General features: G+C 69.7%; 11 protein-coding genes. 7 read left to right on the plus strand and 4 right to left on the minus strand.

The genetic code is table 11. The features are described from left to right. Nucleotides 1–51 precede the first annotated feature (51 nt). Nucleotides 52–2601: a glycoside hydrolase family 172 protein gene (locus FHR84_RS17080; RefSeq protein ID WP_179536669.1), complete on the minus strand. Its 2550-nt coding sequence runs from the start codon at nucleotides 2599–2601 to the stop codon at nucleotides 52–54. 495 nt (nucleotides 2602–3096) lie between these two features. Here FHR84_RS17080 and FHR84_RS17085 point away from each other — a divergent pair, with 495 nt between their 5' ends. Then, nucleotides 3097–4191, plus strand: a complete 1095-nt coding sequence (locus FHR84_RS17085) for a DUF6542 domain-containing protein (protein WP_179536519.1) — start codon at nucleotides 3097–3099, stop codon at nucleotides 4189–4191. Nucleotides 4192–4285: 94 nt separating this feature from the next. Here the strand turns inward: FHR84_RS17085 and FHR84_RS17090 are convergent, their stop codons facing one another. Then, entirely contained in the window at nucleotides 4286–5314 is a 1029-nt protein-coding gene (locus tag FHR84_RS17090; protein ID WP_179536520.1) for a 4-hydroxy-3-methylbut-2-enyl diphosphate reductase, read from the minus strand. Between the two features lie 128 nt (nucleotides 5315–5442). Between FHR84_RS17090 and FHR84_RS17095 the strand changes: the two genes are divergently transcribed. The 4 genes from FHR84_RS17095 to FHR84_RS22550 all read left to right on the plus strand — a co-directional run bounded on the left by FHR84_RS17095 (nucleotide 5443) and on the right by FHR84_RS22550 (nucleotide 8320). Further along, complete coding sequence (locus FHR84_RS17095) at nucleotides 5443–5991, plus strand: lipid droplet-associated protein (RefSeq protein WP_179536521.1); 549 nt, start codon at nucleotides 5443–5445, stop codon at nucleotides 5989–5991. Between the two features lie 240 nt (nucleotides 5992–6231). After that, nucleotides 6232–7464 (plus strand): exodeoxyribonuclease VII large subunit, encoded by a 1233-nt coding sequence (gene xseA, locus FHR84_RS17100; protein WP_179536522.1) that lies wholly within the window; start codon nucleotides 6232–6234, stop codon nucleotides 7462–7464. Nucleotides 7465–7581: 117 nt separating this feature from the next. Then, complete coding sequence (locus FHR84_RS17105) at nucleotides 7582–8013, plus strand: hypothetical protein (RefSeq protein WP_179536523.1); 432 nt, start codon at nucleotides 7582–7584, stop codon at nucleotides 8011–8013. Between the two features lie 13 nt (nucleotides 8014–8026). Next, on the plus strand, nucleotides 8027–8320 hold the full coding sequence (locus tag FHR84_RS22550) for an exodeoxyribonuclease VII small subunit (protein ID WP_179536524.1): 294 nt from the start codon (nucleotides 8027–8029) through the stop codon (nucleotides 8318–8320). 221 nt (nucleotides 8321–8541) lie between these two features. Here the strand turns inward: FHR84_RS22550 and FHR84_RS17115 are convergent, their stop codons facing one another. Beyond that, a complete protein-coding gene (locus FHR84_RS17115; protein ID WP_179536525.1) occupies nucleotides 8542–9162 on the minus strand; it encodes a DUF4245 domain-containing protein in 621 nt (206 codons plus the stop codon). Between the two features lie 219 nt (nucleotides 9163–9381). Here FHR84_RS17115 and glpX point away from each other — a divergent pair, with 219 nt between their 5' ends. Together glpX and FHR84_RS17125 are read left to right on the plus strand one after the other, a co-directional pair. Then, nucleotides 9382–10443: a class II fructose-bisphosphatase gene (gene glpX / locus FHR84_RS17120; protein WP_179536526.1), complete on the plus strand. Its 1062-nt coding sequence runs from the start codon at nucleotides 9382–9384 to the stop codon at nucleotides 10441–10443. Between the two features lie 202 nt (nucleotides 10444–10645). Further along, on the plus strand, nucleotides 10646–11386 hold the full coding sequence (locus FHR84_RS17125; RefSeq protein WP_179536527.1) for a S1 family peptidase: 741 nt from the start codon (nucleotides 10646–10648) through the stop codon (nucleotides 11384–11386). Nucleotides 11387–11701: 315 nt separating this feature from the next. On the opposite strand, the gene FHR84_RS17130 is transcribed toward FHR84_RS17125, so the two are convergent. Further along, entirely contained in the window at nucleotides 11702–12706 is a 1005-nt protein-coding gene (locus FHR84_RS17130; protein WP_179536528.1) for an NAD(P)/FAD-dependent oxidoreductase, read from the minus strand. Nucleotides 12707–12862 lie beyond the last annotated feature (156 nt).

The raw sequence follows: 12862 nt of genomic DNA on the forward strand, positions 1-12862 counted from the left end.
GGCCGCCCGGGCGGACCGGGCCCGCCGCCCCTCCGAATCCCGGGAAAACGTTCAGGGAGCCCACCGGGACAGTGCGGTGTACCGCGCGGCCGACCACGGCGGAGCTCCGTCCGCCGGGGTGAGCTCGATCCGGACCGAGCTCTTGCCCCTGGTCAGCTCGGGCGGGATGTCGAAGCCGTCCTCCAACCACCGGTGGCTCTCGTTGCCGAGGGGTTGTGCCCACGTACCGGCCGGGCGCCCGTCCACGCGAACCGCGGCCCGCTGACCACTGTGGAACTGATCGCCGAGCCTGCGCAGCCGCACGCCGGAATTGTTCGGGTCGATCCGCAGGTGGAAACCGATCTCCCCGGTGGTCGACGTGGTGGAACGGGTGTGCGGCCCCGGATTCCTCTCCCCCTCGAAGGTGGCGGTCAGTTCCTCGGTCGTCTCACCCTCGGCCCGGTAGTGGTGCGCGGTCCTGCTCGCGCGGTCGTCGAGTTCGACACCGTCGGTGCGCTTCGTACGCGGAGCCAGTCCCCCGTACCAGTAAGCCGTCGAGCTGTACACGCCCGGCTCGTCGTTGGCGGGGCCGTGTTCTATCCCCGCCACCAGTTCCTCGGTGAACGGAACCGCGTCGGGGAACAGCAGCCGGTAGGCTCCCGTGCAGTCGTGGCGGCAACCGTCGCCGGAGTACTCGTGAGCGGGGCTCCCGGCCAGCGGCATGTTGAAAGTGGTTCCTCCCCGGAAGTACCAGCCCGATTCGTAGAAGTCCTCCGTGCCCGTTCCGTACCAGGCCGGACTGGACGAGCCGTCGACGTAGAACCGCTCGTCCCCCTCCAGGTAGTTGCGCTGATTGGCACGCGGGGAGACCAGTGACCGGGGCTGTTCGTCGCCTTGCGCGCCCGCCCGCGGAATCCTGCCGCGCATGGTGTGCGTGACCCCGTAGAAAGTGCCGCTCCCCCGCGCGGAGAGGAATTCCCAGTCCGCGCCCGGTTCGGTGTGGCCCTCGTGGTGCGTGGCGTGGAAGTACCCGGACTTCTTGCCGGGCTCACTCCCGTCCGGGGCCGTGGAGACGTGGAGCGTGCCCTCGTCGATGGGCACCGGACCGTCGTTGACCAGTTCGACCGTCGCGTCGCGGCGGAACGGCATCGGCCACCAGGAGGTGTACCACCCCTTCCCGGCGTCGATCGAACTCATCAACCGCCGGACGTCGTACTCGCCCAGCCCGGAGCCGAAGAACTCACCGATCGGCGCGTCCACAGTGGTCCGTCCGTCGAAGCTGACGCGCAACCGCGTGTTCGTCAGGATCGAGTCCGACTCCGCGACCCGCTCGTCCGAGTGAGGCAGCCGCGCGCGGAGCTTCTCGCGCTGGAACACCTCGTGGTCGATGCGGTAGTCGTGCGCCCGCTCCTCCCCCGGATGGGCCGGGCCCAGGTCCAGCACGTCCGTACGGACCCATTCGCCGTCGAGCTTGCTGTGCACCTCGTAGCGGAACTCGTTGACGTCCACCTCCGCAGAGCGGAACGTACTGGAGATCCGGAGCTCGTCCTCGCCACCGGTCACCGACTCGTCGACCTCGATTCGCTGCGTCCCCCACTCCCCGGGGCGCGCTGGTCCGCTGCGCCAGGTTCCCACCGGGGAACCGTTCACCCGCAGCCGAGCGACCTGCGCACCGACGTTGGCGTCGTAGCGCCGGGTTATCCGCACCCCCTCGTTCTCGGGGGCCACCCGAGCCGTGAAGGAACTGCCGCCGTCGGCGCCGAAGGCCCGTCCGTCATCGACCACCCGCGGTGCCGCCACGACCCGCGGGATCCGCAACCGCAACTCGTCGATCATCCCCGGGCCGTGGAACGGATCCAGCCGCACGGTTTCCCCCGGAGCGAGCGAGAAGTCGCTCTTCCTGCTCTCCAGCGTCCCGGAGTCGGGTTTGGGGTCCGCCACACCGAACCGGCGGAGTTCGCGGATCACGTCGCGCGCCGGATCCGTCGGATCGAACGTGTCGACCCCGTGCGCGTCGGCGAACGAGCGGTACCCCACGTGGTAGAAGTGCGGATTGTTGTCCACTGTCACGCGCATGGACTCCCGGTAGGGCATGGGAACCTTGATCACCGCGCCACCCGCGGTGTCCGCGGCGTTGCCCACGAGCGGCCACACGAAGGGCGCACCCAGCTCACCGTTGACCACATCCGCGAGCGGGGCGTCGAGCACGGTGCGGCCGTCCAGTTCGACGCGGATGTTTCCCGTCGCGGTGACGTCCCCCCAGGGCTGTCTCGTGAACCACATCGAGGTGATCTCACCCGCCCCGGCCCGTTCCGCGATGACGCACCCCTGCTCATCGGTGCGCAGGCAGGAGTAGCTCCCCTCGAAACCGTCGTCGTTGCTGCCGCTCCTGGAGAAGCTGGAGTACTGCCCGCTGTGCTGCGATTGCCTGATCGCACCGAGCCGGTCCAGTTCACGGTAGGTCTGCCAACCGACCGGCCCCTTGTCCCCGGGACCTCCGCTGCCCCCGGCCTCGTGGGAACGGACCGTCGCCCCCGGCTCGGCACGAGCGGAGCGGGCACCGACCTCGGGAACCGCGGCTGCCACGGTCGCGGCCACGGTGGCCACGGCGAGTGCCAGCATCCCCGGTGCGCGCCGGGGAGGCCGACGGCGGACCGTCCCCGAACGCGTTGCCGCGACTGGTCCCGTTGCCATCTGTTCCCCTCCCCGGACCGGACCTTCCCGGTCGTCGTCACGGCGCACCGTCGAGAACCGGCTCGTTTCCGAAGGGATTGTCATACGAAGATTGCCGGTTTCGCACCGAAGGTCACATCGTCCGTTCAGGGGTAATTCGGAGTCCCGAGAAGGCCGGACCGATTCTTCGTGAAGAACGTTCGCCGCGCGGGCGCGGCGCGCCGAGCGGGAAACCTCGAGGGCCGCCGCGCGGTGTCAAGGATCACAAATCGCGCGGAGGGGGCGCGCGTCCCACCGGGGCCGGCCCCATGTTCCGCCGGTGATAACGAAGAGGTCACAAAGGGGGGCATGCCCTCCGTTCCTCTCGCCCGGTACCGCCTCCGCACGGGGGCCTCGACTGTGGACGTGTCGTTGCCCCCTCGAACGGCAGTTACGGTGACAACTGTGACCGCGACATCCGAGCGCAAGATCCACACCGCCGAGGGATCCTCGAACCAGTGGGCGGAACGGTCCGCCTTCGGCACCACACGCAGTGCCCCGTGGTGGGCAGCGAGCTTGCTCCCCCTCGTGCTGACGAGCGTGTGCATCGTGATCGACCTCTTGGTCCAGTCGAAACCGGGCCTCCTGTTCGTCGCGGGCTACGTCGTGAGCAGCCTGCTCGCGGTCGCTCTGGTGCGTCGTGGCAGCCTCTTCGGCCCGATGGTGCAGCCGCCCCTGGTCATCGCGGTCACCATTCCCACGCTCGTCATGGTCACGGGCACCGGGTTCGACTCGGGGGACAGCGGACGCAACGTGATGCTGTCCGTCATAACCCCCCTGATCAACAGTTTCCCCGCCATGGCGACAGCCACCGTGCTGGTGCTCGTCGCGGGCCTGCTGCGCATGCACGTGCTCGAACGCGCCAGGGGTGGTGAAGCGGCTTCGGAACCGGGGAGGCAGCAGCCCGCGCGGAGCGAATCGGCGGGTGCTCCGAAGGCGAGGGGACGCGGGAACGCGCGGCCGGACGGGGGCCGGCGCGGGGAGGAGTCCCCGGAGAGGACCGCGCGGAAAACCGGTGGCCCCTCCCAGCGGCGTGAGCGGGGCCGACAACGTGAATCGGCCGAGAAACGGGCCGGCTCGGCGAGCAAGCCTGCCGCCCGGAGCACGCGGGATTCCGCCGGACGGGACTCCGGGGGGGAGACCCCCCGGGAGCAGGCTGGTGAGCAGCGCAGGAGCGCCCGTCCGGGACGCGGTGCGCGTCAGGGACAGCGCCCCGCGGAGGGGGAGCGCAACCGGTCCGGCACCTCCGAGGAGGGCGGAAACGGGCGCGGCGAACGCCCCCGGCAACAACCTGGCGGCGGCAAGAACGCCCCGAATCCGGCACGCGGCGGCGAGGGCAAGACCCCACCGGGCCGGGAGAAGCGCCCGGCCCCTCCGGGAAGGGCCGCCCCGGGGCAGTCACCCCGAGACGGCGGAGGGGGCGCGGCGAAACCGCCGCAACACGGCGGCCGTTCCGAGCCCCCGGGCCGCCCCCGGCGTCCACGTCGCGACGAGGGCTGACGGGTGCTTCCCGTTCAGGTCGTCGCAGGTGGCCTCAGGTCGCCGCAGGTGGTTCAACCAACCGAGCACCCGCGAAACCCGAGCGGAAACCCGATCAGCGCACTCCCTGGGGGTTGTTCGGGTTCTCGTCGAGATCCTTGCGCAGCTCCCGCGGCAGGGCGAAGGAAACCTTCTCGTTGGCCGTGGTGACCTCCTCGACGTCGCCCCAGCCACGTTCCTGCAGGTAATCCAACACCTGGAAAACCAGCACGTCGGGGACGGAGGCACCGCTGGTCACGCCGACGGTCTCCACGCCTTCCAGCCACGAGTCGTCGACGTCGCTGGCGTAGTCGATCAGGTGAGCGGAACTGGCACCGGACTGGAGGGCGACCTCGACCAGCCGCTTGGAGTTCGAGGAGTTCTGCGAGCCGACCACGAGCACGAGATCGCACTCGGCCGCCATCGCCTTGACCGCCACCTGACGGTTCGAAGTCGCGTAGCAGATGTCGTCACTCGGGGGAGCCTGCATGTCGGGGAAGCGCTCCTGGAGCTGCTCGACCCGTTCCATCGTCTCGTCCACGCTGAGCGTGGTCTGGGACAGCCAGACCACCTTGGACGGATCGCGCACCTCGACCTGGTCCACGTCCTCCGGCTTGTCCACGAGCTGAACCCGTTCGGGGGACTCACCCGAGGTGCCTTCCACTTCCTCGTGGCCCTCGTGACCGATCAGCAGGATGTCGTAGTCCTTCCTGGCGAACCGGTTCACCTCCTTGTGCACCTTCGTCACCAGCGGGCAGGTCGCGTCGATGGTGCGGAGGTTGCGCCGCTCCGCGGCCTCGCGGACGGCCGGTGAGACGCCGTGGGCCGAGAACACCAGCAACGAGCCCTCGGGCACCTCCTCGGTGTCCTCGACGAAGACCACACCGCGCTCGCGGAGGTTGTGCACCACGTGCTGGTTGTGCACGATCTCCTTGCGGACGTACACGGGAGGGCCGTACTTGTCCAGCACCCGCTCCACGGTGTCCACGGCACGATCGACACCGGCACAGTACCCGCGGGGCTTGGCCAGCAGAATCCGCTTGTTCGTCGACGAGGATTCGGTGACGGTCTCGGTATGCTCGGAAGCCTGCGGCGAGGTGCTCATACCGCCCAGGGTACGGACATCGATCCCACCGGTCAGCAGGCAGCTTCACCCTGGCGAGGGACATCACCGTGAGCCCCCTCCGCCGGAGGAGATGACGCCGGGTCCGCACGTGGGGCAAGCTTGAAGGTATGCGATCGTTTCCCCTGCCGATTCGGGTGGCTGCCGGACTGGCCAGCACGGCCGTCGAACAGACCCGTCGCCTGCCGGACTGTCTGATCGGCCTTCCGGTCACGGTCACCAGTCAGGCGTTGCAACTGACCATGCGCGTGCAACAGCAGGTCACCGAACTCGCCATCAAGGGCGACGACCTGCTGGCGGAGTTCCGGCGAACCGAACAGCAGCCGGAGTGGGCCAGGTTCGACGAGGACGAGCAGGCCGGGCGGGCACAGCCCCCGGCTTCGTCCTCCGACCGCCCCACGGGTGGAACGGTCGACGCGGCCGGGAGCGGAGCGCGAAGCACCCCGCGCACCGGCGGGGACGACGACGTGTCGGACCTGCTGCCCGGTTACGAGGACATGACGCTGCCGCAGCTGCGCGGCAAGTTACGTCGCCTGAGCCTGACCGACCTGAACCGGCTGCTGCGGTACGAACGCGGGCACTCACGGCGCCCCGACTTCCTCCAGATGCTCTCCAACCGGATCAACAACCTGGGGGGCTCGGACACCGCGGGCGAATGACGCCCCCCGGGAGAGCGGTGCGTGTCCGGTGCGGCGGCGCCGCCCGTCGGCGGCGCCGGGTTCTCCCGCCTCGCGCTCGGGAGGACCCCACCCGAGACCGCGCGGCCGCCGTTCGAGCGCCCCGCGACGTGGCCGGGGCGCCGTTTCACGTGCCCGCTCCACGGTCCCGGGCAGTAGTGCTCTCCCCGGGGCCTCGCAGCGCACGTCACAGCGCACGTCGATTCCGAAGACTTCCGAGGAGTGAGTCCGCTGAATTCCCCCACAACCGCCGAAGAGCCCTGGCCGGTCCGCACCGTGGCCCGCAAGATCGCGGACTGGATCAACCGGCTCGGCACCATCTGGGTCGAGGGACAGGTCACGCAGATCTCCGCCCGGTCCGGTGCCTCCACCGCCTTCATCACGCTGCGGGATCCTTCGGCGGACGTCTCGTTGACCCTGACCTGTCCGGCGAAGCTGCTTCGCGGGATGGATCCCCCGGTGACCGACGGAAGCCGGGTCGTGGTGCACGGCAAGCCGTCCTTCTACGTCGCCCGCGGCACGCTGAGCCTGCGGGTGGACGAGATCAGAGCGGTCGGGGTGGGCGAGCTGCTGGCCCGGATAGAGCGACTCCGCCGGCTGCTCAAGGGCGAGGGGCTCTTCGACGCGGAGCGGAAGCGACCGCTTCCGTTCCTGCCGACGCGAGTCGGCCTGATCACGGGCAGGGACTCTGCTGCCGAGCACGACGTGCTGAGCAACGCGCGGCTGCGGTGGCCCGCGGTGCGGTTCGAGGTGCGCAACGTGGTCGTACAGGGGTCGACCGCCGTCCCGCAGATCCTGGAGGTCCTTTCCGAGCTGGACAACGATCCGAACGTGGACGTGATCGTGATCGCCCGTGGCGGGGGCAGCGTCGAGGACCTGCTGCCCTTCTCGGACGAGACGTTGTGCCGCGCGGTGGCGGCCTGCACCACCCCGGTCGTGAGCGCTGTCGGCCACGAACCGGACTCCCCGCTGCTGGATCACGTCGCCGATGTGCGCAGCTCCACACCGACGGGTGCGGGCAAGCGGATCGTGCCGGACGTCGCCGAGCAGAGCCAGCACGTCGGCCAGCTCAGGGAGCGGGCCAGGAGGGCACTGCGCGGCTGGGTCGACCGGGAACAACGAGTCCTGGACTCGCTGCGCACGAGGCCTTCGATCGCCGACCCGCACGCTCCGCTGCAGCGCCGGGAGGAGGAGGTCGACGCGCTCAGGCAGCGTTCCAGGAGGGCGGTGCTGGCGGTGCTGACCGGCGAGCAGCACGAGCTCGCGGCGACGAGATCACGCTTGACGGCGCTGGGACCGGCAGCCACGCTTGCTCGCGGTTACGCGATCGTGCAGCGCGTCGAAGACGCCGGCCCGTCCGTCCTGCACTCGACGGAACAGGTCGCTCCCGGGTCGCACCTGCGGATCCGTCTAACGGACGGGGCCGTGCACGCCGTCGTCACCGACGACGAGTAACCCGCTGTTCGTATCAGGCGGCACGACCGCCGCGAAGACAGGCGAGCAGGCCGCATCGCGGCGCGACGCGAATCGACGACGGCGCCCGAGCAGCTTGTGCTCCCATGGAGGTGTGCGGTGCTAAATCACGGGCGACAGCCCACTTTCCTCCCGCTCACCGTCGCCGTGACCGCCTCGGCGGGCGCCGCCTCGGAGACTTCTTCCGGGGAGAGCGCCCACGCGGTACGACGCAAGGCCGAGGAGGCCGACACGGCGGCGGCGGGGTGCTGGGCGGCGCTGCTGGGTGGTTGCCACCCACCCGAACGGCGTGCGCTGCCCGGTCGGCTCAGCGCCCTGGCCGAGGCGGCCGCGCGTTACGTGGGCCGCGGGTGGTGGGCCGCGCAGGGAAGCGGATACCGGCGTAGGGTCGCCGAAGCACAGCTGCGGATCAACGACGCGGTGCGCGAGGGCGACGGGGCGGAGTTCGCCGAAGCCTTCGTCGGCTACGACCAGGCCGTCGCCACCGCCGTGATGTCCGTGCGACGAGAGTTGGAAAGAACCGTCCGATGAAAGCAGCGAATCAGTGACCGACGAAGAGCGGGAAGAGCCCCGGGAGGAACCGGCCGCGGCGAACGAGGTCGACCCCGATTCCGATCACCCCGACGTTGCCGCCCTCGGTTACGAGCAGGCGCGGGAGGAGCTCGCCGAGGTGGTGCGCAAGCTGGAGGCCGGTGGGCTCTCCCTCGAGGACTCGCTCGCGCTGTGGGAGCGCGGAGAGGCCCTGGCCAATGCGTGCGAGCGGCAGCTGGCGGGCGCGCGCGAGCGGGTCGACCGCGCGCTGGCCTCGGTGCGGGAACCGGACTCCTCCGCGGAGTGACCAGCCGAACTTCCTACTAGGAACTTCCGGAAGCAGGGCTCCGTCCGACGCGAGTGCTTTGAGCACTACGCGGGACGAGGAGCTCCGGTGCGTGAGTCGGATGCATCGCAAGGCCGGGCCGCTCGCGGCGTAGGTCGCTACTCGAGAGCGGCCCAACGTCGCAAGGCGCCGACTCACGTGACGGCTACCCGACCACCCGAGCGGCCGGCACCGCCGAACTCTCACTCAGAGTGAACCACCGGGGCATCGATCGCGGCCCGCGCCATCGTCCTGAACTCCTCCTCGGTCCCGTTCCCGGTGATCAGCAGCCGCACTCCGGAACGCTCGCCGACCCAGGCCAGCTCGGAGCGGATGCTCTCGTAGACCACCCACTGCGTTCCCGCCGCTTGAACGGTCCCGCGGGCACGCGGCGGCTGTTCCGTCTCGAAGGAGACGAGCTCCGCCTCGGGGGCGCTGGACTGGGACAGCCGCACGTAGTGCGTCTCCCCGGTCAACCAGCCCACCCTCACGGCACTGTCCTGCGGGGTGACCCGCTTCGTGTCGGCCGAGTTGGCCCGCCACCCGTCCGGCGGATTCGGACGCACGACCGGAAAGTCCACTCCGGTGGCAGCCGATTCGAACTCCTGGGAGGCGTTGACGGTCGGAGCCGTGCCCACGTCGGCGGGGGAGCCGAGCGGGCTGACCGAGCAACGTCCCGTCAACCCCACCACGCCCAGCGCCACGAGCACCAGCGGCAACATCGCGAACACCATGGCTCGAACGCTGCGCGGAGCCACACCCGGCGAACCTCCGGAACGGTCGTCATCCGACCCCTGGTTGCGCTGTTCAGCCACGCCTCGCATGCTCTCACCTAGCCTGGTGAACGGGTAACGCGCCCGCGCAACGGGCCTACGTCGTGGGCTGCGCCACTATTTCGGAACCGAAAGGATTCGGATCTGCGAAGATCCGCCCAACACCCGAAGTGGCGTGCTGTGCCCTCGGCCCAGCGCTCCGGGCCACCGCCACATCGAATCACCGGACACGACCGAGGCAGCGAATCAGTCTCGCCTGCGGGAGGCGCCATGAACACGTCCGAGACCGAAACGAGCGGAGCAACTCGCCGCCCCGAGGCTCCCGACCGCAACCTGGCAATGGACCTGGTGCGTGTGACCGAGGCCGCGGCCATGGCCGCGGGTCGCTGGGTGGGGCGCGGAGACAAGAACTCCGGTGACGGCGCGGCCGTCGAAGCCATGCGCAAACTGATCAGCACCGTGGCCATGCGCGGTGTCGTCGTGATCGGCGAGGGGGAGAAGGACGAGGCCCCCATGCTGTTCAACGGCGAGGAGGTCGGCAACCACCACGGCCCCGACTGCGATGTGGCCGTCGACCCGATCGACGGGACCACGCTGCTGAGCAAGGGGATGCCCAACGCCCTGGCCGTGCTCGCCGTGGCCGAGCGCAACGCCATGTTCGACCCCTCGGCCGTGTTCTACATGGAAAAGCTCGCGGTCGGCCCCGAGGCCGCCGGGGTGGTCGACATCAGCGCTCCGGTTTCGGAGAACATCCGCCGAGTCGCCAAGGCCAAGCAGATCGAGGTCTCGGACGTCACCGTCTGCATCCTGGACCGCTCGCGCCACGACCAGCTGGTTTCCGAGGTCCGTGAGGCCGGGGCACGGATCCAGTTCATCTCGGACGGCGACGTGGCCGGCGCCATCGCGGCGGCGAGGCCGGACAGCGGCGTGGACATGCTGATGGGGATCGGCGGCACCCCGGAGGGGATCATCACCGCGTGCGCCCTGAAGTGCCTGGACGGTGAGCTGCAGACCAGGCTGTGGCCCAAGGACGACACCGAGCGCGAGCAGGTCCGCGCGGCAGGGCACGACCCGCAGCAGGTGCTCACCACTTCGGACCTGGTGCGCGGGGACAACGTGTTCTTCTGCGCCACCGGGATCACCGACGGAGCACTGCTGCGCGGGGTGCACTACAGGGCGAACAGGTGCACCACGCAGTCGCTGATGATGCGCTCGAAGTCCGGCACGGTCCGCTCCATCGAGGGCTCGCACAAGCTGGGCAAACTCGGCGAGTACTCGGATCTGGACTTCACCAGCGGCGCACCCTCCCCCCGCTACGGCCTGCTCCCCTGACTGATCGAGGCCTTCCGGATCGAGTCGACGGTTGGGGCGGGGTGTTCGTCCGGCGCGGCGGCGCCGGAACGGGCGAGCCGCCCCAACCACACTTTCGTGCGAGTCCGGAGCCGTCCTTCGCCGGTACTCGCATCGGGTTCCGCTCCCTACGTTCGGCACCAGCCGGCACACGAAGCCGGACGTAACGGAAGGAACAGCGACGATGCGTAAACGCTCTTGTCTGCTGGGCGCGTTCACCGCGTTGATCGGCGCGGTCGGACTCGCCGCCCCCGCGTCCGCCGACGGCCCGGACACCATGATCGTCGGTGGGCACGACGCGACCGAGCAGTACTCGTTCATGGCCTCCCTGCAGTCGGGCGGCCGACATCTCTGCGGAGCCACGCTGATCGAGCCCGACGCCCTGGTAACAGCGGCGCACTGCGTGAGCGGTGGCGGCTCCTACACCGTGCGGGTGGGCAGCACCGACCATTCCGGCGGAGGCGAGCAGGCTTCCGTGACCGAGGTGTCCACCCACCCGAGCAGCGATCTCGCGGTGTTACGACTGGGCGGTTCCGTCCGGGCGGAGCCGATCGACATCGCCGCGGAGGCCGGATCGCCCGGCACGGCCACGCGGCTCCTCGGCTGGGGCCAGACCTGCCCGGAGCGGGGCGGGTGCGGTGCTCCGCGCACCCTGCAGGAACTGGACACCTCGGTGGTCGCCGACAACGAGTGCTCCGGGATCGACGGGAGCACCGAGATCTGCACGGACAACCCCGGCGGTGATTCCGGTGCCTGCTACGGGGACTCCGGAGGGCCCCAGATCAAGGGCACTACCGGGAGCTGGAAGTTGATCGGTGCCACCAGCCGTGCGGGCAACGACAGCCCGACGTGCGCCACCGCGCCCTCCATCTACACCGACGTCACCGCGCACTCCGACTGGATCGCGCAGCAGACGGCGAACTGACTGAAGTTTTCCGCTCTCCCCTGTCGTGGATGGTCGGTTGGCGGAACCTCTCGCGGGCTCTCGCCGCGGGTGCCCCGACATCGGGTAGCGACCACAACGTCGGGGCCGTCCTCGCGAGAGCACCACGAGAGAACCCGCGGTCGGGTCCGGCTGCGTGGGTGAGCGTTTCGGCGCTGCCCGCGCCGAAGGGTCCCCGAGCCGACCGACGACTCGACCGGAAAACATCGGTGAAGCGTTCTCCGCTTCTTCCTCCCGCGGAACACCCCCGCGTCCGCTCACCGGGCGCGGGGGTGCCGACCGGGCGGAAGACCTCGTTCAACCCTTGTTGGTGGAGTGCCCGGGAAACAGCCTGGCCCTGGGGTCCAGCTCGACGGCTATGTTGTTGATCGCCGTGGCCGCCTCCCCGAAACCGGTCGCGATGAGCTTGACCTTGCCGGGGTAGGTGGCGATGTCGCCTGCCGCGTAGATCCCCTCCCTGGTGGTGCGCATGGTGGTGTCCACTTTGATGGAACGTTTTTCCAGCTCCATCCCCCAGGACTCGATCGACCCCAGGTCCGCGGTGAATCCGAGCGCGGCGACCACGGTCTGCGCCGTGAGCACCCGCCGCTCGCCGTCGCCGAGTTCGAGCTCCACCTCGCGGACGCCGTGCTCGTCGCCTCTGATCTCGAAGACCTCGGCCTCGGTGATCAACGGCACCCCGAGCCGCTCGACCTCCTGGATCAGCCCGGCCTGGGCGCGGAACCGCGCTCTGCGGTGCACGAGGGTGACGCTGCGCGCCACGGGGTGCAGGGCCAGTGCCCAGTCGAACGCGGAGTCCCCGCCCCCGACCACGACGACGTCACGTCCACTGTGTACTCCCAGTTCGGGGATGAAGTGCACCACGCCCTTGTCGAGCCAACCGTCGGCCGCGGGCAGCGGGCGCGGCGTGAACTCCCCGATTCCCGCGGTGACCAGGACCGCCCCGGTTCGCACGCTGGTCCCGTCGCCGAGCTCCACCGTGAATCCCTCCGGCGCCTCGGAAAGCTCGGTGGCGTAACGCCCGAGCAGATAGGTGGGCTCGTACCTTCCGGCCTGCTCCACCAACGCGCCGACCAGGTCCTTGCCACGCACCTCGGGAAAACCGGCCACGTCGAAAATCCGCTTCTCCGGGTACATGGCCGTCACCTGACCGCCGGGCTCGGGCAGCGAGTCGACCAGGGCGGAGGTGAGCCCGCGAAAACCGGCGTAGTAGGCGGCGTAGAGACCGGTGGGCCCCGCGCCGACGATCAGCACGTCGACTTCGGCGGCCGGCCTGTCACTCGGTACCGCTTCGCCACTCATCCATACCCCCTCACGGGGCGACGGGAATGCCACACACCAGCGTAGTCCGATCACCCCACTGTGCGTAACCAACGAGAAGGCGCGTCCATTCACTCGATTCCACTACTCCGAAAGGGCGAGATCCATGCGGTGTTCAGCGGTACCTCACGAGTAACA

It is taken from the genome of Actinopolyspora biskrensis (assembly GCF_013408175.1).
GTDB lineage: Bacteria > Actinomycetota > Actinomycetes > Mycobacteriales > Pseudonocardiaceae > Actinopolyspora > Actinopolyspora biskrensis.

Bases quoted from the DNA above. Each gene is read 5' to 3' on its own strand.
- FHR84_RS17095 (WP_179536521.1), top strand. From the start codon at position 5,443: ATGCGATCGTTTCCCCTGCCGATTCGGGTGGCTGCCGGACTGGCCAGC.
- FHR84_RS17125 (WP_179536527.1), top strand. From the start codon at position 10,646: ATGCGTAAACGCTCTTGTCTGCTGGGCGCGTTCACCGCGTTGATCGGC.
- FHR84_RS17115 (WP_179536525.1), bottom strand. From the start codon at position 9,162: ATGCGAGGCGTGGCTGAACAGCGCAACCAGGGGTCGGATGACGACCGT.
- FHR84_RS17080 (WP_179536669.1), bottom strand. From the start codon at position 2,601: ATGCTGGCACTCGCCGTGGCCACCGTGGCCGCGACCGTGGCAGCCGCG.
- FHR84_RS17130 (WP_179536528.1), bottom strand. From the start codon at position 12,706: ATGAGTGGCGAAGCGGTACCGAGTGACAGGCCGGCCGCCGAAGTCGAC.
- glpX (WP_179536526.1), top strand. From the start codon at position 9,382: ATGAACACGTCCGAGACCGAAACGAGCGGAGCAACTCGCCGCCCCGAG.
- FHR84_RS17090 (WP_179536520.1), bottom strand. From the start codon at position 5,314: ATGAGCACCTCGCCGCAGGCTTCCGAGCATACCGAGACCGTCACCGAA.